Genomic DNA, 22,247 nt, shown 5'->3' with positions numbered 1-22,247 from the left:
CTCCTCACTGGTCGTATTTATTGTTCTGTCTGTATTCCTGTCATTTCTATTCCAGCTATATCATGAAAAACAAACGGCACCCTGACATCCCTTTTTTCACAAGAAAAATGCAGACCGGAAAGCACCAGTTTTTCTACATGGGCCGCATACATGGCATAACATGGCATAATCCCAAATATAAAATATTCCGGATATCTGTAGTCTGCATTTTCTGTTAAATGCAGGCTGTATGCCGTATCTTCATACCCGCCCTCATATTGAATGTCCCAATCCCTGCATGTCAGCCGGCCTATCTTATATTCATCCAGTCCCTGAACCTGAACACAGGAATATCTTTCGCCGTCGAATACGGGCACTTCATGAGGCTTCGGTTTTCCCTCGGCGATTACTCTGGCCCTGATTCTTTCAAAGGTAATACGATCAATTCTGCCGGGACTTATGTTTGTTTCTTTTTTCGTCTCCCACCCTGGAAAATGACACAGCCTGATTTGAACTGGTCCTGTAACTTCGTCCATCACCAGATCGTGAAAATATAGATCATGAGCATAGCCGCCCTCCCCTACCTGTATCTTTACAGCGCATCCGTAAGTATGATGAATGTGGCAGCCACAGACTTCAATCCTGGTAAACTCTCCATCTGAAAAAGGTCCGATCCGTATTCCCGCCCATCTGGATGAAATATCACAATTTCTGATCCTGACTCCGGCGGCGCTTCTGTTGAGGACGACCGCATCGTCTCCACAGTCCAGCCTGCAGTTCTCGACCATAATATCTCTGATCACGGAGAAATGAAACCCGTCTGTGTTCTGGTTCTTTCTATTAATGACACTGACGTCCCGAAACTCCACTTTTGTACATTCTTCTGTCAGCACTGCAAACTGGGCGGCATCTCTCAATTCTAACTGTTCTACTTTCACATCTGTACAGCCTTTCAAATAGAGCAGGCTGGGCCTTACTTTATATTCCCTGACTGGTGCCATATCCTGATCATCCACACTGTATGCCTCCAGTCCATATGGAAAACGATCCCCCTGACCGGATATCCGGCCCTTTCCCTTTAGCACCACATGTACCGCATCTCTTGCAAAAAAGAGACTCTGCCAGTAATTCTGCTTTGACTGGTGGCTGTATTCATGAACCGTATACTTCGCCAGGTCATCACTTCCGATTATTTCACTGCCTTCTGTGAATTCTATCATCAAATTACTGCACAAATGTATCGTCCCTGTATAATATTTTCCCGGTGCAAAGACTACCCTGCCTCCCGTTTCCCTGCAGCTATCCACCGCTGCCTGGATTCTCCCCGTATCATCTGTACCCTCTGGTTCAGGTACGAGCAATATTTCTTTTTTTATATTTATCATTCTTTTAACCCTCCCAGACTCATTCCTTCCACAATCTTATCCTGCATAAACATATAAAAGGCAATAACCGGTATGGCAATAATTACAATGGAAGCATACAAATGGGGCAGGTCCAGACGGTTCTGTGTCAATCCGAAGAATGTCGGCGCAAGGGTAAGTGTATACTTTTCCGGACTCGTAGAGAAAACCAGTGGTATCTGGAAATCATTCCACACCTGTATAAAAAGTACTACAAGGACATTTACGACTGCAGGCTTTGACATCGGCAGAATAATAAAGAGGAATGTTTTCAGATCCGTACTCCCGTCTATTGCGGCTGCTTCTATGTATGTCTTCGATATCCCGTCAAAATTGCCCTTGAAGATTAAAATTGCCAATGGAATATTCGCCGTTGCAAGCAGAAATATCATGGAAATATAGGATCCGCGCAGGCCAAGGCTTTTCATCAGCAGTGAATTGGGAATTAGTGTGGACAGCATCGGGATTGCATAGCAGGATAATAGAAGGACGAAGAAAAAATGTTTCCCGCGAAAAACCTGCTTTGAAAATGCGTAAGCAGCCAGTGTTGCAGATACCATAACAATCAGGATCGTTCCGCCTGTCACAATCACACTATTCAATATCATTTTCGGCAGAATCATTACTTCATTGATTTTTGTGGCAAATACATCCTGATAATTCTGAATCCCGCCATTTTTCAAAGAGATCTGTACCGTTGACAATACTGGAATAATCCAGATCGCAGCGACAGCAAACAATATCACTTCAATCAGTAAATTTTTCTTCTTTGCATTACTCATAATTCTCCCTCTTCCTTACCGTTCCCCGTAATTTTCAAAATTCCCGCCGACATAAGAGTTGCCAGAATAATAATGATAATTGCAACCGCACTTGCCAGCCCGCTGTTCGACTCTCTCATAAACTTCCTGTAAAGATACAAAAGCGGGAATTCTGTGGAATTGGCCGGTCCCCCGCTCGTCATGATATAGGCCAGATCAAAGAATTTCAGACACCCAATAGTCCCCATCAGCAGGATAATCACATGGATATTTTTAAGCAGCGGGATTGTAATCTTGAAAAAACTCTGCCAGAATCCTGCCCCGTCTATTTTAGCTGCATCATAGATATCCTTTGAAATCCCCGCCAGACCTGCCCTGTAGTATATGATTCCCATACCCGCCCATTGGTAAATATTGGCTATCAGAATCGCATAGATAGCGTACTTTGGGTCTCCAATCCACATCCTCTTCAGATTTGACAGCCCGGCCGATTGTAAAAATGTGTTCAGGGCTCCGAAATTCGGCTCGAAGATATGCGAAAATGTATACCCGATCACAACAGATGACAACACAACCGGAAAAAAGTACACTGTCTCCAGAAACCGGTGCCCTGCCAGTTTCATATTAAGCAGAACCGTGAGCAGCAGCCCGATACTCATCTGGAAAAACAGCGTCAGCACCATAAAGAAAATGCAGTTTTTCAAATCATTCCTGAAAACTGTATCCTTCCATAAAGCTGCATAATTCTGGAGTCCAACAAACTCTGCCGCACTGAAATTCAGCCCCTTCCATTTTGTAAAGCTGGATATCAGGTTGAAGAGAATCGGATAAATCAGAAAAACACTAACGAATGCAACTGCAGGCAATATATATAAATATGAATTCCATTTATTTTTTCTCATCCATGCCACCTTCCCGTTTTTACCCGGATATCAGGAAGCTAAGGACACTGCTTCCTGACATCCTTTAAGACCGCTGTTACCTCACTGCATCTGCGGTATCCTGTATTTGTTTCAACGCCTCATCCACGTCCAGACCTGAACGCATAACCGAAACAACAGCCTCACCTATTTTATTATCCAGTTCAATATTTAATGTTGAACGGAGAACGGATGGATTTTGATTCAAGTCATCCAGTGCCTTCTGATAAGTCTTCTTTGCCTCCTCGGATTTCATATTGCCGACATCAATCGATACAGATTTTGCTGCTGGGACACAGGCCATGTAATTCATCCATTCATTTGCTGCTTCTCCCTGAGTCCATTCTTCCAGAATCTTCATTGCTTCCTCTTTATGTTCACATTCGTTGCTGATGGCATATCCGAATGAAGTATATTTCTGCATACAGGTTTCGGCGCCCTGCACATTGCGCATGGTAACAACACCCATCTCATCATTTTCCGTAGGTGTCCCCTTTAGGGAAGTTCCCATCAGATAGTTGCCAAGGTACCATTCTCCTGTCAGATAAGCCGCACAGTTTCCATTCTTCAGAGCTTCATCACATCCCGGATAAGCATCCAGTCCGAAATTCTCTTCTGCCAGAATCCCATCATCATACATTCTCTGGAGCTGGTCAAATGCTTTTACGAAGGCATCATCTGTAAAAGACGCTTTTCCTTCTACTGCATCCTGAACAATCCCCTGCTGATTATTTGTTGCAAGCCAGAGATAGAAATAACCCAGATTCACATCTTCTTTTGCTGCAAATGCTACTGGCAGTATAGATGAGTCTTTCTCTTTGATTTCCGCCGCAAATCTTGCCAGATCCTCATATTCCCCATTTGGCGGTTCGACTCCCAGCTTATCGCAAATTGTTTTGTTGTAGAAAATATACCAGAGCCCTGTCACATCAGACGGCATCATCTTCAGTGTCCCGTCTGAGGACACACCGCGCAGGTCATCCAATATGCCGTCATTATATTGGTCCTCCCAGCCATCACCCAGCACATCCTTTGCCAGATCATCCAGTCCCATATAATAATCCTCAAAAGTCGCAATATGGTCTACATCCATCGCAACGATATCCGCAGCATCCCCCGCTGCCGAGTCTATCGTCAGTTTATCCCAGTAATCAAACCATTCCAGTATCTCCACCTGTATCTCGATATCCGGATATTTTTCCTTCACCACAGGAAGCATCTTGTCATTCATCATCTGCAGCTCAGGCTGCCACCCCATAAAGGTCAGTTTGATTTTCCCATCACCGCCTCCATCCTTCTGAGCCTTATCCCCGTCTGATTTTCCACATGCCGCGAGCCCTGTTACCAGCATAGCCGCGCACAATAAAACACTCAAAATCCTACACTTTTTCATAAAATTCTCCTCCTTTACCAGTGCTTATCCAGTCCCATTACCTGAAGATCTGTTACCTTCAGTATTTTGGGCTTATTCTCCTCCGTTATAAGGCAGTATGGCTCCGGGCTGATCGAGAATGCATAAGCCTCTGACTCTTCCAGGTTTTCCGGCAGTATAATTTCAAGCTCATTCCCTTTCTGCCGCCATTCCAGTTCCCGGTTCGCTGCCACACCCCTGATTACCGTATTGTCCTTCGCATACAGATACGGTATACTCAGGTTTCCTGCCGGACGCTCAAGAGCAATCGCATAAACCGTATCCCCCTTTTTGGTATACCTGATGGGGATCTCGTCTTTTGTTGTTGTTCCAAAATGTACCCAGTGGCGTGTGCCATAGATAGCCTCTCCGTTTTTCTTCAGCCATCTGCCGATTCCAAGCAGCCGGTTCTTTTGTATATCCGGTATTGTTCCGTCTGCTTTCGGTCCGACATTTAATAGCAGGTTGCCGTTCTTACTTACATTATCTACCAGAATGTGCACAAGTTCTTTCACACTGGCATAATCTTCTTCGCCTTCCATCTGGTTATAGCCAAATGACCGTCCGATCCCTCTCGTCGTTTCCCAGTAAAATTCAGGAATCCCATCCATGCTTGCATATTCCGGCGTCATATAGTCTCCAAGAAGCCGCTCATTATCAACCTTTCCCCACCTGTCATTTACAAGTACCTGTGCCGGGTCCTTTGCCTGATTATAAAAGTAGGAAATCATCTCCTCGCTTCTCCATAGCTCTGCCGGAACCCTCTGTCTGGGCACCGCATACTCTGCATCCGGCCAGAACAGGTCCGGATGATATGTATCGATCAGTTCCTTTGCCTGCGCATGGATATAATCCGTATACGGAAAACTCGGATAATGTGAGTAATAGACATTAAAACACCATGTAAAATATAACCCGAGCTTCAGATCACGGCTTCTCATTGCCTCCGCAAATTCCCCGACAAGATCCTTATGTGGTCCCATTTTGAATGCATTCCTGTCCGAATATTCCGTAGGCCACATAGCAAAATCGTCACTGTGTTTTGTAACCATGACTGAATATTTTGCCCCTGCCTCCCTAAACAGGTCTGCCCATTCCTCTGCATGGTAATTTTCAGCCTGAAACATCGGTATAAAGTCATCGTAATGAAAATTGCTCCCATACGTCTCTACGTGGTGTTTCCAGAAAGGACTGTTCCTAAACCTCATACAATACAGGTAAATCTCTGCATACGGGTGAGTCCCATGCAGTTTCGTATACTGGTCGATCTGGCAGTCATTGGTCGGCGCCCATGCCGGCACAGAGTACACACCCCAGTGTACAAAAATACCAAACTTTGAATCCTTAAACCATTCCGAGGGCTCATGCTGCTTTAAAGATTCCCAATTCGCTTCATAACTCGTTTTCTTTTGTTTTTCTTCCATTCCTTTACCTCCTTTTTTATTTTAATATATATAATTTTAGTAAATTTGTCAACACTAATTTTACTAAAATTATCATTCTTTCTGATCCAGTGGAAATATTCACCATTATTGAATTTATTATATTTTACATGTATTATAAACTATTACACTTTTTACTAAAATTTAGATTTCCGAAAGAACCCATTGAAAACCAGAAAATAGTATGTTAATATAGCTTTATAGATTTTAGTAAAATGCTTATCACCTTTGGGTATAAGCAAAAGGATGGTTATAAAATGGCGGTTAAACTAAGTGATGTAGCCGAGAAGGCAGGCGTTTCCCTGACCACGGTTTCGAGAGTTATAAACTATGATAAAACAATGAACGTTTCAAAAGAAACAGAAGAAAAGATCTGGGAAAGTGTACGAGAACTCGGCTATAAGGTAAAAAAACGGAAAACCAAGTCTCAGACTAATTCACGGACAAAGAATATCGGTTATATCGTAACCAAAGACGAGCATTCCTTTGACGACAGTTATTTTTCCGATATTATCAAGGGAATAGAGTCGGAATTGATTGCGCAGAAATGTAACTTAAGCTTTGCGCTTTCAGCAGAGGAATTTTCTGATTCCGCAGTGCGTGAAAAGGGAGAACCCTCCGCCTGTGACGGTGTTATTTTTATAGGTGATGTTCCCATAGAAATATACGAGTATTTTTATGAAAAACAGATTCCTGCTGTCGAGATGTTCCGGGGATATGGCAGATTCCAGAATGACAAGATATCCCTCAATTTTGAGAGTACTGTATACTCCATTATCCAGCGCCTGATTGATCTGGGACACAGCCAGATTGTTTACATCGGAGATATCAGCGGTTACACACCTGATAAAATACGTATTCTGGAATATGAAGACCGCTTCCGCGGATATGCAATGGCCATGCTGGCCAACAACAGACAATTGAACCCTTCCCTGCTGCTCAATATTAATTGGGATATGGAGAACGCCTACATGGAAATGAAAAAGTTATTAACCTCCACCGCTGATATTACAGCAGTGTTTGCGGCGAATGACAGAATGGCTATCGGCGCCATGAGAGCAATCCAGGAACTCGGATACTCTATTCCTGAGGATATATCGATCATTGGGTGTGATAATATAGAATTTTCACAATATGTGAACCCCCCCCTAACAACCATCTCCTACCCCCGTGAGGAACTCGGTCAGGAGGCCGTCCGGATCCTGCTGGATAAACTGCATTTAAAAAGTCCTGTAGATAATCCTTGTATCCGAAACGTCATATTCTCCACACATATTGTTGAACGCAAAACAATTGCACCTCAAACCCTGAGCATCGTTTAGGATTCTCCTCAGTGCAAGGGTTCTCACTACAAGTCGGATGAGCCCAGCCTGCAGGGGAAGGGGGGCGGAGGGCAGCGGGAGTATCTAACCTGTTTGAAATGCATAGAGCAGGCTTAGCAGCAGTTAGTGAAAATACGCAAAACCAGCCGGAGAAAAGTTAATTCCGAATTAACTTTTCAGTACGCCTGAGCCGTCTAATCATCAGATTAGGCGGTGAATGCGTACGGTTCCGGCTGATTTTGCGTATTCTCTCTTATTGCTGTTTAGCATAGCGGGCAGTCATTCAAACAGGTCAGATACTCCCGTCATCCTCCGTCCCCTTCCCCGGCAGGCGCCCTCCTCCACTAAATTCCTTCTGTCAGTTCTGCCATTTTTGCCAGTGAAATATTATCATAGTACGGCCACACGGCAAATCTTTTTTCTTCCTGTATATCCGGATATGGAATGGTAACCTCCCCGCAGCACGCCCACTCGCATCCGCGTGCAAATATGGAGACGAATTCCGGTCTGCGTATGGTATCTATTCCGTGGCCGATAAACGGGACGAAAACACGTCCCTTTCCATATGTATTTTTCCAGATCACCGGGTGATCCTTGTTCAGATTCTCCAGCTTTGAAAAATCGATATTCTGATAGTCTTTCGCCAGATGTTTCTGCATCCGGTTCAGGTCGTAGTCCTCCTCACCGTCATAAACAGTAGCAAGGATATCCACCTGATTCCCCTCAAGCCATTTGATATTTACAAATAAGTCATCCTGTGCAGTATACCAGTAATCGGGTACATCCTCACAAATGGGATCGCCCTTTACGGTGTCTACTCTAAATGACAGCTTAGGGTTTTTACGTCCTCCATTGGTAAACTTAAAAGCGCCGCCTATCATCTTCACAAATTCATCAGGGAATTCCTCTTCCTGTGCTATCGCGGATGAATGATAGATAATGATTCCGCCTCCGTCTGCTACAAACTTACATAGAGTTTCTACTGCGGTATCTCCCAACGGGATATACGGAGCCTTTACGTCAGCTTTCCCATCATAATTGAACAGAACAGCGTCATAGCCTTTTAATGTTTCTGCTGTCGCGCCTCTGAATTCTTCTGTAATCTTTACCTGGAATCTGCCTGTTGACTCCAAAGTCCTTTTCAGCATTCTGTTGGTTTTAGGGTCATGCTCCGAGGTTACAATTCCTGTAACAATCAAAATTTGATACATCGTTTTACTCATGGCTGCTCCTTTTTGTTTTCAGAAATTTGTAAGGTCTGCGCAGTAAATACGCAGACCTTCCTGTACTGTTGTTACTGTTACATTATACTTCTGTCCATACGGCGTCATTTTTACTGCTTTTCACACAAGCCTGAATAAACTTAACGCCTTCAATTCCATCATCTATAGACGGGAAATCATAGTCATAACCGCTCAGTTCCTCACCGTTTTTCAACTTCAGGATACTGGAAATCCAGACTCTGTAAATATTAGCAAATGCTACGTACAATCCTTCCGGGTGGCCGGACGGAATTCTGCTGACTTCGGCTGTGCGCTCTGTGACATATCCCATACCACGGTTGTAAATCTGTGTCGGCTGTCCTTTCAGGGTCACATAAAGAATATTCGGATTCTCCTGAACCCATTCGATTGCACCCTTTGTCCCGAAAATTCTCACTACAAGGCCGTTCATATGACCTACGCATACCTGTGATGAACAGAATACACCATGTGCACCATTTTCAAACTCAACAAGAATGTTTGCATTCAGGTCCAGCGGCTGTCCCCAGTAATCCAGTTTTGCCGCAACTCTCTTTAACTTTAATCCGGTCATATAGCTTACTGTATTTTCGATATGTGTTCCAATATCACCCACACAGTTTGAAATACCTGCCACGGCAGGATCTTTTCTCCATGAAGAAAGCTTTACCATCACCTGGTCTCCGGCACCGATATCATCAACCAGATATTCCTGAAGGTATTCTGCGTTTACATTGATCACGTCACCGATGTATCCGCTTGTAATCAATTCTCTCGCTTCCTTCACCATTGCATTGCCTGAGTAAGAATAGTTCACACAGAACAGAAGGTTTTTCTCTTCCGCAATTTTTTTCAGTTCTTCTGCCTGTCCGATCTCAAAACAAAGAGGTTTTTCGCAGAGTACGTGGATTCCATTCTCAAGGAATGCTTTTGCTGCTTCATAATGAACATCATTCGGAGCCGTTATCGTCACGAAGTCGATTCCGTCTTCCCGCGAGCCTTCTTTTTCAGCCATCTCATGAAAATTCTTATAAGTACGTTCATCATCTACCTGATAAAACTCTGCACATTCTTTATTCTTAGCCTCATTCTGGCTGAAGCATCCAGCCTTTAAAAAGGCTCTCCCGTCAAAATCAACACCGACTCTGTGCACGCCCCCTATAAAAGCTGTGAGGCTGCCTCCTACCATTCCATAGCTTAATGTTTTCTTCATCCTTAACCTCCTTCACCGCTATTTATTAGCAATCGCTGCATCGAAAGCAACATCTGAAGGTGCAAAATCTACTTTCCGGACAAACTCCGCTGCTTCTGTAGCACCATAAACTCTTTCCATACCTGAGTCTTCCCACTCTACAGAAAGCGGTCCCTGATAGTTATATGCGTTAAGCACACGTATAATATCTTCGAAGTTTACATCTCCATGACCTAAAGAACGGAAATTCCATCCTCTGCGCAGATCGCCGAAGTCGATGTGGGAACCAAGCAGTCCGCTCTTGCCGTCTAATGTAACGGCTGCATCCTTCATATGTACATGATATACACGGTCAATAAAATCATTTAAGAATACATGTGGTGTAACGCCCTGCCAGATCAAGTGGCTCGGATCGAAATTGATTCCGAATTCCGGACAGTCAGCGAATTTCTCCAGTAATCTCTTTGTTGAATAATAATCAAATGCAATTTCTCCCGGATGTACCTCGAGCGCAAACTTCACATCATACTTCTTACACTCATCCATGATAGGTTTCCATAAATCATAGATTTCCTGATATCCGTCCTCGATCATCTTTTCAGTTGTCTGTGGGAAAGAGTAAAGATATTTCCAGATTGGTGATCCCACAAATCCCGTGATAATATGAACGCCCATCATCTTAGCTACTTTCGGTGCATTAAGCATCGTCTTAACTGCCCATGCACGAATCTCATCCGGTTTTCCGGCCAGCTCGGCCGGTGCAAAATTATCAAGTCTCGGATCATCATAATCTCCGACGCACTGTCCTATTGTATGAACAGCGATTGCCTTGCAGATAAGTCCGTTTTCCTTCAATGTGTTTAAAATCCATTCCACATAGTCCGGGTCTTCCACTGCACGGTTAATGTCAATATGACTTCCCCAACATGCAATCTCTAATCCGTCATATCCCATCTTCTTTGCTAACACACACATCTCTTCAAAAGGGATATCCGCCCACTGTGCCGTCATCAACGTAACCGGTCTTGCCATAACATTTTACCTCCATTTTATAATATTTAATTAATTGCAACATAATACGTTTTTTTATATCAATACATTTTATTAAAGGATCATTTAAATAGCCTTCTATACAATCCGCATAGCCAATACACATCCACTGCGCTTGAGCTTAAGGGTTCCTCCAGAGAACAAGACTTTCCTGCTGACTGGAGGAACCAGCCTGCCGTGGAAGTTGACGGGGCGCGTAAGGATGGCATATATCCTATGGCAAATGCTTTTAGTAAGCTTTAGCAGCAGTTAGAGGAAACACGCACAATCTGCCGGACAAAAGTTAATTTCCAAATTAACTTTTGAATACGCCTGAGCCGCCTAATCATCAGATTAGGCGGTGAATGCGTATGGTGCCGGCAGATTGTGCGTGTTTCCTCTTACTGCTGCTTAGCATAACGGTCAGCATTTTCCATAGGATATATGCCGCCCTCACGCACCCCGTCAACCTCCACGGCAGGCGTCCCCACCCGTTCACAAGTCCCCCTTGTTCTCTACCCCTCTTCTACTTCGTCCAGCTCAAAAAATACGACTGTCACTCCATCCTTCTCTACAAAAAGCGGATGTACCGGCAAAGGCAGCAGCGGTCTTAATTTCTTTGCTTTTTTCTTGCTTATGCCGAAAACCGTAGCATTAAACATAACCCCTTCTTCCAATTCGATAAGTCCATACCCATATGTACCAAGGCTGGCATTCCAGGGGTCTGCATTTAGAGTGGACGGTAAAATCATACTGTGGAATTTTCCCTTCCCGGATAGTTCCACCCATTCCGTTTCATGATATCCACATGTATTACATGCATATCTCGGCGGATACTCGATTGCACCGCACTCTTTGCATTTACGTCCGTAAAGCTTATGTTCCGCTAAACCCTGATAGAATTTTTCTACAATTTTTTCTATTTTCAACGTCTTTCCCCCCTAATCCACTGTTCTAAGAATAGGAATACGACAGTTCTGTCCGCCGCCGAAACCACGGAGCATTGCCGTCTTTGGCTGATTCTTGACCTGATGTGAGCCTGCCTGGCCGCGGAGCTGAAGAACTGCCTCGTAAACATCTGCCATTCCGGATGCGCCATAAGCATGTCCATAGGATGTGCGTCCTCCATGCGGATTAATCGGGCGGTCCCCGTCAAATGCAGTACGCCCTTCCATTACCCATTTCCAGCCTTCTCCTTTTGGCAGGTAACCTACTTCCTCGGCTGCTAAGAGCTGTGAACAAAGTACAAAATCGTTCACAAGAAGAAGGTCTATATCTTCCGGTGTCAATCCAGTTGTCTCATATACCTGACGTGCTGCCTCTTTGGTAATCTCCATCTCATTATGCGGCTGCATTAATTCCAGACAGGACGCGCCAATGCCCAGGACTTCTATCGGTTTCTGCTTAAACTTCGATGCCATCTCTGTCGGGCATACAATGACACACGCAGCGCCGTCCGCACTTGGTGCGTTTCCTGTAACTCTGAGGTACTGTGTTGTCTTAGGATTAAAAGGTGACCGCAGATATTCCATAGGATCATCAAAACCATACTGTTTTGCGATTTCCTCGAACGGAGTGCGGAGCATTGCCAATGGATTCAGCGCAGCCGCCCTTCTTCCATGATAGGACATCGTATTGAGGACGTCGTCAATCTGCGTCTCTGTCAGGCCATATTCGTCCCGATACAGATCCATCCAGTCATCCTGGCCGATATGCCCGCCGCCTAACGCACGCGTATATGCACGGTCCATAATGGCTTCCAGATCCGGGATTACATCCTCTGTCGTTATCGTTCTGCGTATATGGGCAGGCTTACCCATCACAGGCAGGCCGCATGCCATTTCAACACAGCCGGTTAACACAATATCATGTGCACCGCTCGCCACATCTTTCACGGCTTCTTCCAGCCCTACATAACCTGAACAGCATGCTTCAGAATGATGAACCGATCCTTTCCCCCGCATCCCGAACCACTCTGCAACCTGCATATTTGGCGTTGCTGCGAAATTAAAGAACTTAGGATTTGCTGATCCGTGATAAAAATAATCAACATCTCTCGGCTCTAATCCGGCATCTTCCATCGCCATCAGTGCAGCATGACCGAAAAACTCTCCTTCTGTCAGCCCTTTCATGTCCGGGTCTTCATCTATATTACAAAATGGGGTTGCACCAATCCCAATAATGGAAACACTGCGGGCATACTTGCCAAGTTTTCCCTCTACCATATCTACTGCTCCTTCCTGATTACTGTTTACCCCCTGCGGTATACACAGTAACCCTTCCTTCACTTCTGATGAATAACATTCTATATTCTATTTTTTTACGCTCTTTCTTTTTCCATCTTTTTTCCGGGCAGGCACCGCGGCTACTGAGTTCTTAAATAATTCCGGAAGCATTTTATGCAGGCAGAGTGACCTTGTTTCCAATGCCGCGCCGTATGCATCATCATAATCCCCGTATATACTGCAGTGGATTCTGATTGTCTGGCCGCTCTCGGGTGACAGGGCACTGATAAAATCGTTTAACTTCTCTGTGTATGGTTCAATATACTTTGCCATTTCCCCGCCGATTACAATATCCACTTTAAAAATAGCATAGATATTATATATTGCTATCGCCAGATGGTGCAGATAAGAATCCCAGAGCTTTTCATATACAAGGCTGCCTTTATCAATTTCTTCAAACAATTCCTCGTAGCTGCTGATCGGAAAATTTTTCTTAAGTATTTCAATGATCGTACTTGCGGAGCATAACCCTAAAAGACTGCCTGACGACTCATATGTCAGCTTCTTCTTATCCGGTTCTATAATCATGGAACCGATATCCAGACTTGAAACTTTCAAATTAAAAATACTTCTGTCGTGAATCAAAATCCCGCTTACACGCCTGCTTAGCAGGATAAAAAAATTGTCCTCAACGTTCGTATTTGCAAACACCTGTGCCATCGCTGCCAGTCTGCAGGAATCCCCTATTGCCACATGCTCCCCAAGAATCCGGAATATACTCTCGAGGGATACCTCAGGCACCCCCAGAGTATAGGTATCGGAAATAACTTTTTGTTCATAATCCACAAAACCGGGTAACGCAAGTCCCACTCCACATGGGATCGGCGCCCTTTCCTGCATCCCTTTAATCAGACTGTCAATCTGGCGCCAGTATTCCTCGTTTTCTACAAACTGGATATAATGCTTTTCCTTTTCATGGATATGGCCTTCAAAATCAATCAATAACACGTATACCGTATGCCTTGCGATGCTTACTCCGATGGAATACTGGTATTCGGGGTTCAAAGACAGCTGAACAGGTCTTCTTCCTCCGGAAGATTCTCCTGTCCCTGTTGTCATTACGATATCACTGCCCTTCAGGATGTTCATGATATTTGATATCGTTGGTACACTTAATCCTCTTTTTTGAGCAATCTCCGTATTCGTGATCCCCGGGTTACATTCAATTTCATTGATGATATAAAACGCATTCTGTAAACGTATTTCCATAGTATTAGCAACTTTCATATTTCATCTACCGTCTTTCTTTTATAGTTTTTTAAAGTATTACTAAATACTATTTTAACACAGGCCCTGCTTATTTTCTATCATCTGTCTTAAGCTCAAGGTAAAGAACCTCTGAAGGAGTCAGCTTCACATCCAGAGCACCGAGTGAAGACTCAATCTCGCTTCTGTTTGCAGCCCCGATGATCGGGAACGCATTGAGCGGGCTGTCGAGTACGTAAGCCATCGCTACCTGTGGAATGGAGCATCCCTTTTCTTCCGCAATTTCCTTGCAGCGGTCAAGTCTTACGAAGTTCTCTTCATAGCAGTATCCGATGCGGCAGAACATATCAATGCTCTCCGGATCGTTTGCAAGCAGTTCTCTTGTAATTCTTCCTGAGAATAAACCTCTTGCCAGTGAAGAATATGCCAGTACCGGCATCTGATTCTTTGTATACCACTCCTGTGCGTCTGCATTTTTATTGCCTGCGATAGTAACACATCCCGGTGCGAACGGGTTCTTCACCTGCTCAGCCAGGCTGAAGTTTGGAGAGGAGACTGACATCGGCGTGAGATTGTGTGCATAAGCATATTCATTTGCCTCTTCCAGACGCTCATGGGTCCAGTTAGATCCCCCGAAAATTTTGATCCTGCCTGCTGCTTTATGTTCGTTGAGCTTCTCCACGATCGGTCCGACCGGAAGCTTTGTGTTATCTCTGTGAAGCAGATAAATATCAAGATAATCTGTCTGAAGCTCTGCCAGTGTTTCCGCAAGGTCAGAGTCAATATCGTACGGTGTCACTCTTTCACGGTAGTCTGTAGGATGTGCTCCCTTTGAAAGAAGCACAATATTCTCGCGTACTCCGCGGGACTGGATCCATTCCCCGACTGTCGGCTCAGAATCATATGCCCTGGCAGTATCAATTGCCGTGATTCCAAGATCATATGCCGCATCTAATGTCTGAAAATGTTTTTCTTTATTATCCGGGAACATTCCGAATGTTCCCATAAAAAACTTACTTACCTTTTTTTCTATTCCGTCAAACTTTACATATTCCATTTTCTCATTTCCTCCCTTATCACGTTCTATTCTTCCGGCAGCTTGAAGTTAGCGTCGAGGCCGCCCTTCTTGTCCTCATTGTATACTTCGAGGTATAATCCCAATTCCTTGTGGAGGTCAAGATACGCAAATTCCATTCCGATCTGAGGATCTTTACATAAAAGCCAAGGATCTCTTCCTGTAAGTTTCTTGTGCTGCTCAATCACTTCGCCAAAACTGTCTCTTGTAATCAGTGCAATGTGGTGCATCCCCGGGCCATGCTCGTCTAACCATGTTTTATATGGGCTTTCGCTGATTGGCTGGATCAATTCGATTTCGAATCCCCAGCAGTCACAGAATGCCATAATTGTCTGAAGTCTGTCCTTTGTTCCGTTCATAGAGAAATCCGGGAACTCATTGGAATCTAACGGGCTGACTCTCCACGGACCTACGCCGTATTCCTCATAGTGTTTGATTGTTTCCTCCACATTCTCAACGATAATTCCAATCTGTAAAAATTTTGCGAACTGTGTATCCATTTTTTCTTCCTCCTGAAAATCATTTATTTTATATTTCTGTTCAAAATAATGAACAGGTGTTTCTTTTTTTGTTTGATTTAATTTTATTTGTATATCGGATCAAGGACTGTGTCGATATAATTCTTTGTCAGCAGGATGGTTGCCAACGGGTCCGGTGTTCCATCTGACTCGATTCCAATCCAGCCTTTGTGATTATGCTTTTTCATAAGTTCCCACAATCCCTTGAAATCAAGCACACCACCGCCCGGCTCCCAGAACCATCTGGCTCCCTGCTCATCGAATTCCGCTCCCGCCCCAAAGCGTTTCTCATCCGGAGCGTTTACATAGGTTGTATCTTTGATATGGAAATACTGAACCCTGTCATGATATGTATCATAAAAATGCAGGATGTCCTTGCCCATAATCGCTACCTGGGCTGTATCGAGGCAGTAGTAAACATAATTAGGATCTGTCATTTCCAGAAACTTCTCATGGTCGTATTTGTTGACTGCACACCAGAATTCATTGTGAATGGAAACAGCCAGCCCCTTCTCGGCACACATGCGTCCCACTGTGTTCATACACTCTGCAACGTTCTTTAACCCTTCCTCATCAAGAGGTCCTGTTCCGTAATACTGTCCTGCCGGCTGTACAATGAGATTAATACCGCCGCACTCTGCGAGTGCATCAATCGCCTGCTGTTCGTATGCAAAGATGTCCGGGTGATTTCTCTTATCCTGAGAACCTACGTGATGGGAAAACATACCTGTAATTCTCTCGATTCCCCTCTCCAAAGCAAATTCTTTGAAGTTCTTCATCGACCCGAATGCATTCACAATGCTTGGGACCGAGAATACCATGATTTCAATTCCTTTGAAGCCTGCCCCGGCAAAATACCGAAGGATCTTATCCCAATCCTGATAATAATAGGCTGAACCAAAATCTCCCATATACCATTCATTGAAATTATTAATCTGTTTGTAATTGATATTGCCCCAGAGATTAGTCATGTATGTATAGTTGATGTTTCTGTTTTCCATTACTGAACCTCCTTCGCAGCGTAATTTTTTTCAAGATTGTTCCAGAATGTTCTCATCCTGAGTATTCCTTTTGGAATATCCAGGGAATATTTAGAATCCAGAATGACCGGACCGTCAAAATCTGCTTCTTTGAGAATTGCGTAAAGCTTCTCAAAATCCATGTCCCCAAATCCCAGATCATAATACACCCTCTGCAGGCGTCCGTCCTGCGGGAATTCCGGTGAAATCGTCTTATATACATCTGACTCATCCACGAATTTTGTATCTGTAAAGCAGACTGCCTTTGCCTGCCCGGCATACTTCTTAAAGTAAGCATCAGGGTCTGCACCGGCAATGTGCAGATGTGCAGGGTCCGGAGCATAGGATACAAGTTCCTTGTCAACTATTTTCATAAACGCATCAATTCCGGTGCCCCTCATCAACGTCCAATACTCATTGCGAATGGCAAGATTAATTTGGTTCTTCCGGCAGTTTGCGCCGATCCGGTTCATACATTGGGCAGCATCAGCAAGGAACTTCTCTATCTGATTCTCATCACCGTTAAATGTCTGATTCAAAAAGCCAATCCCCGGTGTCGGTGAAACAAGAAGCGTGCTCCCTTTCAATTCCTGCAGGGCTTCTACCGTGTCCGCCGCATGGTCGTAAAACTCGTCAAAAAACTTCTCAATGGGGAGCCCTGTCTCAAAAAGACTATTAAACTGGCTCTGGGCAGAAATGGTAATGGCTTCCACATTTTCTACACCTTTGTCATTTAAGTAACTCAGATACCCCTTTGGCGAACCAAAGCGTGTCCTGATTGATGCTGTACATATCGGTGCACCATTTCTTGACACGTTCTCTGTATTAGGAACCATAGGAATCATGATAGATGAAAAACCTGCGGCCGGAAACATATCCGTTATCTCATCCCAATACCATTTCGCAGCTCTTAAAAAGGCGCCTGGTCCGCTTGTGTCGGCATTTACGATGCCAAAACTTGCAACAGCTTTCATTTTTTACCTCCTTTGAATGAATCTTTCTATCTGTAGAATACTGCATGTTCCCTCTTGTGTCAACACTAAAATAAAGACTTTTTTTAATATTTAAAATAAGTGCTAAATATAAGGGATTAATTATGCTTTATCTTATAAATGCAAAGGAACAGAGAGCAAAAATCATAGTGGGATTTTTGCTCTATTCTTCATCAGACACAGTAACCCTCCAGTTGCTAAAAACAGTACGAAAGGTTATAATTATTAAGAAAAAGAACACGAAAGAAGGCAGGAAAAATGAATGTCTTGCAGAATCTAACAGTATTTTATAATCAATTGGCTCCTGACAGCACTTACCGGAATGTCTGCAGGGGCATTCTGGAACATTTGAATGAAGCGGCGGAGGGTACTGTTTACGACTTGGCTGAGTTAACGAATTCATCAAGAACCACAATATGGCGTATGATACAAAAATTAGGATATGAATCTTTTACAGATTTTCATCACGAGCTGAAACGGGCGGTGAAAAATTATACCTATTATAACCGCATTCTCCCGGCAGAGGACTGTACAACAGCACATAATGTAAAGAATGCCCTCTTATCCCAGATGTTTGGTGCTTATGAATCAATGAAGGCAGATTTGGATGCAGGAGCTGTAGAAGCAGTTGCAGAGCGGTTATACAGTGCTGACAAAGTACGCTTTTATATGCCCTTCCAAAGCAGTTCCATTTATTCCCTGCAGCAGAATCTGGCAATGAGCGGGGTTGAAACTGCCTTTTACTGTCTGATACCGGAATTATTGGAAGACAGCAGGCAGCTGACAGAGAACAGTATTGTTTTTATTAATACAATTGAACATGCGGAGACTATGGATTTAAAACCTGTGTTTGAGAGTATCAAAAAACAGAATGCTGTCATACTTGGACTTACGTTAAGTAATTCAAAATACAGGGAGTATATTGATCAGGAATTATTGGGAGACGAAAACGGGAAGATTGTTGAAAGGCTTATGGCCTTCGATATCTATTTCTACATGCTAAGCGAAATTTACCGCATGAAATATATCATGGATTAAACACATCATTCAGATAAAAACGGGAGTTGGTTTCAAAATTGAAACCAACTCCCGTTTTTTGAAACTCTTGTACCGTGCAAGAAAAAATGTAACTAAATTCTGTACGCATAAAAAGTTAAACAGCAATATGATAAATGCATGAAGTCAAGCAAATAAGGAGGATATTAGAAATGAAAGGTTACAGTTTATGCATTGATCTTCTATATCTGGAATTTGGTGAACACGGCCCCATTTTTTCAGATACAGAAAAGTTACTTGCCGGTATGGAACTGGCAAAAAAGACAGGCTTTCAAACCGTGGAGTTCTGGGACTGGGCAACAAGAGACTATGAAAAGCTTTTAGCTAAGAAAAAAGAATTAGGTCTCAACGTAGCAGCAATCTGTGCGAAAGACAGGGGCACACTTACCAGACCTGAGACATTTGAAACTGCAGTCCGGGGAATGGAGGAAAGCATTGAGGCAGCCAAGAAATTCAACTGTCCGAATATCATCATTACAGCCGATCCTAACCCGGAATTAGCCCGTGATATCTGCCACAAAAATATTGTAGAAGGTTTAAAGCTGCTCGCCCCGCTTGCCGAGGAGGCAGGAATCACACTTGTTCTGGAGCCAATCTCAGAGGGTTCTTATTTTACGGATTCAAAAGAAGCATTCGAAGTTCTGAAAGAAGTCGGAAGCAGCCATGTAAAGCTTTTATATGACATTTTCCACTACCAGCTTATGGAGGGGAATATCGTCCGTACGATCGAAGACAATATTGGCCAAATCGGCCATATACATGCAGCGTCCGTACCGGGTAGAAGTGAAATCATGGATGGGGAACTGAATTATGAGCATATTCTTAAGGCAGTAGAATCCAGCAGCTATGACGGCTTCTTTGGGATTGAATATCTGCCGCTGATGGATAAAGAAAGCAGTGTCACAGCATGTAAGAATTATATTGAAAATGCATTAAAGTAAGGATAAGAAAGAGAGGATACTACTATGGGAAAATTAAAGATTGGCGTTATTGGTATTGGAGTAATCGCAACAACAAAACATATTTCGAATTTATTAACAAGAGAGGATATCGAAGTCACAGCTTTATGCGATGTTGATACTGAAAAGTGTGTGAAGGCCAACAAGGATTTCGGACTGCATGCAAAGATTTACACAGATTATAAGGAATTATGTGAGAATAAAGAATTAGATGTTGTCCATATATGCACACCGAATCCACTTCACTGCCCTATGACATTAGAAGCCTTGAAAAACGGAAAGCATGTACATTGCGAAAAACCAATTGCATGTACATACGCTGATGCACAAAAAATGATCACCGCTGCAAAAGAAGCAGGGAAAAAACTGACTTCAGGTTTACAGTGGAGATATAACGCGGCACCGCTAAAGATAAAAGAAATGGTTCAAAATGGCGAACTGGGAGATATCTATTATGTAAAATCGCAGCAGTTACGCCCAAGAAGGCTTCCCGCTTATGGTGTTTACACAAATAAAGCCTTAAACGGCGGCGGTGTTTTGATGGACGGGGGCCCTCATTCGATTGATCTTCCAATGTGGCTTACTGACAATTATGAGGTCGAAAGTGTCCGCGGGGTTACATTTGATAAGATGAAAGATTTCCCAGAAGGAAATGATCTCGGCCCTTGGGATCCGGAAAACTTTGATGTAGAAGATACTGCAATGGCAATGATTACCATGAAAAATGGTATGATGATTTATATGGAGACAGCCTGGATTACGAATATGATGCAGGAAGCGCCGGGTGTTATTGCCTCTATTGCAGGCACAAAAGCCGGCGTGGACATGGTCGGACCTACTTTTGAATGCTCTGTCCGTACAACGAAAATCGTAGACGGGAAACTTACTACGGAAATTAAAAATCTAGAAGAACCAGTTGATATGAATGCATATGATATTAACCATTGGATTGATGCGATTCAAAATGGCGGTGAACCGGCAATACTTCCTGAACAGGCAGCGACCGTAACAAGAGTTATCGAAGCCATTTATGAAAGTGCTGCAACAGGAAAAACAATATTCTTTGACTAATTACTACAGCTCAGGCATGTCTGAGCTGTTATTATCGTTATCCCATAGTTATCCAACAGATATCCACATGTTACGAACAAAATTTTGATGCCAATGCAAAGAAAATGTATTGTAATCTAATCTACAGTATGCTATTCTAAACCTGCTCATGGAAGTTCTATCCATGAAACAAAAGGATCCGTTTATTCAAATGGTCAGGAAACAGACCATCTAAAAGGGAATATTCCCCCGTTTTTACCAAACAGTTCACACTAAAATACGTTCCGTTTATATAAAGAAGGGGCTTGATTATACCTGCTGTATTTCTTATACTTTATGTATAAGGAAACTGTATCTGCTTAATATCTATAGGCAGTTACCAGAAACATTAAGCCTCTCCTGTGAGCAGAACAAAGCACAAAGGAGGGTGCTTATGACAGTAAAAGAAAACAGAGAATACAAGAACAGTATGTTTGTAGACCTATTCTTCGAAGATGCACTGGCAGAAGAGAACGATATCTCTCTATATAATGCGCTGCATGATGAGCCGCTGCCCGAAGGAACCTCGATACAGAAGATACGCGTAGACGATATCCTGTATCTGAACTTCAAAAATGATGTCTCTTTCGGAGTCGGCGGGAAGGTCATGGTGTTCGGGGAACACCAGTCTACCATCAATGAGAATATGCCTCTTCGGAGCCTGATGTATATCGGGCGGGCGTATGAGAAGATTGTCCCGGTCAGGGACAGATATAAGAAAAAGCTGGTAGAGCTGCCAAAACCTGAATTCTACACGTTTTACAACGGCGAGAAAGACTGGGTAACAGAAAAGGTCCTAAAACTCTCAGATGCCTATATGGTTCAGGATGGTTCCCCTATGCTTGACCTGGAAGTAAAAGTGATCAATATCAACCCGGCACAGCAGCATAAGGTTCTGGAAAAATGCAGGGTTCTGAAGGAATACGGACAGTTCGTAGATATCTTACGTGATTATCAGGCAAAAGGGGACAGCGATGCCTTCAAACATACCATCGAGCAGTGCATAGATTCCGGTATTCTCGCAGACTATCTAAGAAAGAAAGGCAGTGAGGTGATCAATATGCTGATAGCCGAATATGATTATGACATGGACATCGAGGTACAGCGTGAAGAAGCATATACCGAGGGACTGAGCCGCGGCAGGGAGGAAGGGCGTAGTGAAGGGCGTGAAGAAGGTCGTGAGGATAAGTTAATTGAACAGTTAAAAAAGAAGCTGTCTAAAGGAAAAAGTCCAGGAGAAATTGCTGATGAACTGGAGGAATCTGTGGATACTATTCAGGAACTTATGGCTTCATTGGGGGAAGACGTCTGAAGTTTTATAAAGTAAAAATCGGACTCCCACTAAGAC

Annotated in this window: 20 protein-coding genes; 5 read left to right on the top strand and 15 right to left on the bottom strand. The window is 43.5% G+C overall.

Going from position 1 to position 22,247, the window contains the following annotated elements; translation table 11 throughout:
- Nucleotides 1-17 precede the first annotated feature (17 nt).
- The 5 genes from A8806_RS12310 to A8806_RS12290 form a co-directional block, all read right to left on the bottom strand.
- Nucleotides 18-1,364, bottom strand: coding sequence for a glycoside hydrolase family 28 protein (locus A8806_RS12310; RefSeq protein ID WP_109731500.1), 1,347 nt, complete (start codon nucleotides 1,362-1,364; stop codon nucleotides 18-20).
- On the bottom strand, nucleotides 1,361-2,164 hold the full coding sequence (locus A8806_RS12305) for a carbohydrate ABC transporter permease (RefSeq protein ID WP_109731499.1): 804 nt from the start codon (nucleotides 2,162-2,164) through the stop codon (nucleotides 1,361-1,363). Before A8806_RS12305 ends, A8806_RS12310 begins: the two co-directional genes overlap by 4 nt.
- On the bottom strand, nucleotides 2,161-3,045 hold the full coding sequence (locus A8806_RS12300) for a carbohydrate ABC transporter permease (protein ID WP_109731498.1): 885 nt from the start codon (nucleotides 3,043-3,045) through the stop codon (nucleotides 2,161-2,163). The genes A8806_RS12305 and A8806_RS12300 overlap by 4 nt, the downstream gene beginning before the upstream one ends.
- Nucleotides 3,046-3,121: 76 nt before the next feature.
- Nucleotides 3,122-4,456, bottom strand: a complete 1,335-nt coding sequence (locus A8806_RS12295; RefSeq protein WP_109731497.1) for an ABC transporter substrate-binding protein — start codon at nucleotides 4,454-4,456, stop codon at nucleotides 3,122-3,124.
- Nucleotides 4,457-4,470: 14 nt separating this feature from the next.
- On the bottom strand, nucleotides 4,471-5,898 hold the full coding sequence (locus A8806_RS12290) for an alpha-L-fucosidase (protein ID WP_109731496.1): 1,428 nt from the start codon (nucleotides 5,896-5,898) through the stop codon (nucleotides 4,471-4,473).
- Between the two features lie 275 nt (nucleotides 5,899-6,173).
- On the opposite strand from A8806_RS12290, the gene A8806_RS12285 reads away from it, so the two are divergent.
- Nucleotides 6,174-7,238 carry a LacI family DNA-binding transcriptional regulator gene (locus A8806_RS12285; RefSeq protein WP_181368693.1) on the top strand — a complete coding sequence of 355 codons (1,065 nt, stop codon included), beginning with the start codon at nucleotides 6,174-6,176 and terminating at the stop codon, nucleotides 7,236-7,238.
- Nucleotides 7,239-7,582: 344 nt separating this feature from the next.
- Here A8806_RS12285 and A8806_RS12280 read toward each other — a convergent pair whose 3' ends face one another.
- From A8806_RS12280 to A8806_RS12235, 10 genes are all read right to left on the bottom strand, one after another.
- Nucleotides 7,583-8,461, bottom strand: a complete 879-nt coding sequence (locus A8806_RS12280; RefSeq protein ID WP_109731494.1) for a ThuA domain-containing protein — start codon at nucleotides 8,459-8,461, stop codon at nucleotides 7,583-7,585.
- Between the two features lie 82 nt (nucleotides 8,462-8,543).
- Complete coding sequence (locus tag A8806_RS12275; RefSeq protein ID WP_109731493.1) at nucleotides 8,544-9,692, bottom strand: Gfo/Idh/MocA family protein; 1,149 nt, start codon at nucleotides 9,690-9,692, stop codon at nucleotides 8,544-8,546.
- 18 nt (nucleotides 9,693-9,710) lie between these two features.
- Nucleotides 9,711-10,703, bottom strand: coding sequence for a sugar phosphate isomerase/epimerase family protein (locus tag A8806_RS12270; protein ID WP_109731492.1), 993 nt, complete (start codon nucleotides 10,701-10,703; stop codon nucleotides 9,711-9,713).
- Between the two features lie 512 nt (nucleotides 10,704-11,215).
- Nucleotides 11,216-11,629 carry a Zn-ribbon domain-containing OB-fold protein gene (locus tag A8806_RS12265; protein WP_109731491.1) on the bottom strand — a complete coding sequence of 138 codons (414 nt, stop codon included), beginning with the start codon at nucleotides 11,627-11,629 and terminating at the stop codon, nucleotides 11,216-11,218.
- A gap of 12 nt (nucleotides 11,630-11,641) precedes the next feature.
- Nucleotides 11,642-12,925 (bottom strand): thiolase family protein, encoded by a 1,284-nt coding sequence (locus A8806_RS12260; protein ID WP_109731490.1) that lies wholly within the window; start codon nucleotides 12,923-12,925, stop codon nucleotides 11,642-11,644.
- A gap of 87 nt (nucleotides 12,926-13,012) precedes the next feature.
- Entirely contained in the window at nucleotides 13,013-14,194 is a 1,182-nt protein-coding gene (locus A8806_RS12255; RefSeq protein ID WP_181368692.1) for an ROK family transcriptional regulator, read from the bottom strand.
- A gap of 88 nt (nucleotides 14,195-14,282) precedes the next feature.
- Nucleotides 14,283-15,248: an aldo/keto reductase gene (locus A8806_RS12250; RefSeq protein WP_109731488.1), complete on the bottom strand. Its 966-nt coding sequence runs from the start codon at nucleotides 15,246-15,248 to the stop codon at nucleotides 14,283-14,285.
- A gap of 26 nt (nucleotides 15,249-15,274) precedes the next feature.
- Nucleotides 15,275-15,766, bottom strand: coding sequence for a VOC family protein (locus A8806_RS12245; RefSeq protein ID WP_109731487.1), 492 nt, complete (start codon nucleotides 15,764-15,766; stop codon nucleotides 15,275-15,277).
- An 83-nt stretch (nucleotides 15,767-15,849) separates the two neighbouring features.
- Entirely contained in the window at nucleotides 15,850-16,785 is a 936-nt protein-coding gene (locus A8806_RS12240) for a sugar phosphate isomerase/epimerase family protein (protein ID WP_109731486.1), read from the bottom strand.
- Nucleotides 16,785-17,777: a sugar phosphate isomerase/epimerase family protein gene (locus tag A8806_RS12235; RefSeq protein ID WP_109731485.1), complete on the bottom strand. Its 993-nt coding sequence runs from the start codon at nucleotides 17,775-17,777 to the stop codon at nucleotides 16,785-16,787. The genes A8806_RS12240 and A8806_RS12235 overlap by 1 nt, the downstream gene beginning before the upstream one ends.
- A 276-nt stretch (nucleotides 17,778-18,053) precedes the next feature.
- Between A8806_RS12235 and A8806_RS12225 the strand changes: the two genes are divergently transcribed.
- The 4 genes from A8806_RS12225 (at nucleotide 18,054) to A8806_RS12210 (ending at nucleotide 22,211) form a co-directional block, all read left to right on the top strand.
- Nucleotides 18,054-18,833: a MurR/RpiR family transcriptional regulator gene (locus A8806_RS12225; protein ID WP_109731483.1), complete on the top strand. Its 780-nt coding sequence runs from the start codon at nucleotides 18,054-18,056 to the stop codon at nucleotides 18,831-18,833.
- 170 nt (nucleotides 18,834-19,003) lie between these two features.
- Complete coding sequence (locus A8806_RS12220; RefSeq protein WP_181368691.1) at nucleotides 19,004-19,792, top strand: TIM barrel protein; 789 nt, start codon at nucleotides 19,004-19,006, stop codon at nucleotides 19,790-19,792.
- 24 nt (nucleotides 19,793-19,816) lie between these two features.
- Nucleotides 19,817-20,881 carry a Gfo/Idh/MocA family protein gene (locus A8806_RS12215; protein WP_109731481.1) on the top strand — a complete coding sequence of 355 codons (1,065 nt, stop codon included), beginning with the start codon at nucleotides 19,817-19,819 and terminating at the stop codon, nucleotides 20,879-20,881.
- Between the two features lie 412 nt (nucleotides 20,882-21,293).
- On the top strand, nucleotides 21,294-22,211 hold the full coding sequence (locus A8806_RS12210) for a hypothetical protein (RefSeq protein WP_109731480.1): 918 nt from the start codon (nucleotides 21,294-21,296) through the stop codon (nucleotides 22,209-22,211).
- Nucleotides 22,212-22,247 lie beyond the last annotated feature (36 nt).

The sequence above is a fragment of the Faecalicatena orotica genome, from assembly GCF_003149245.1.
GTDB classification, from domain to species: Bacteria; Bacillota; Clostridia; order Lachnospirales; family Lachnospiraceae; genus Faecalicatena_A; species Faecalicatena_A orotica.
Note: the sequence above shows the minus strand (reverse complement) of the source record. Positions and strands in the feature narration are given on the sequence as shown.